Origin of the sequence: Paraburkholderia sp. JHI2823 (assembly GCF_038900695.1) — a bacterium.
In the GTDB taxonomy this organism is placed as follows: domain Bacteria; phylum Pseudomonadota; class Gammaproteobacteria; order Burkholderiales; family Burkholderiaceae; genus Paraburkholderia; species Paraburkholderia mimosarum.
Genome location: NZ_JAYMRY010000445.1, coordinates 1 through 250, shown reverse-complemented (window position 1 = coordinate 250; position 250 = coordinate 1). Strand labels below are relative to the sequence as shown.

At 57.6% G+C, this 250-nt stretch carries 1 pseudogene; it reads left to right on the top strand.

Annotation, left to right across the window (positions count from 1 at the left end):
- Positions 1-125: 125 nt before the first annotated feature.
- Positions 126-250: pseudogene (locus tag VSR34_RS39345) on the top strand (IS5/IS1182 family transposase); the annotation flags it as partial.

Here is a 250-nt window from a genome sequence, read left to right as displayed (position 1 = left end):
ATTTGTCATCCGTACCCACACCAGCGTCTGATCGTCACGACCCAAGGCAGGAGCCGTATGCGGTAACTCTGCACGTACGGATCTGTGGAGGGGGTGATGGGTGACTGTCATTCCTACTCCGACTCAATGAAGTAGTGGCGATCGCCGAGAAGAAGTGCCTACTCTCGGGCGAGCACTTCAGTGTGGACGGAACGCTGATCCAGGCGTGGGCGGGGCACAAGAGCTTCGTGCCCAAAGACAGTGACGATCA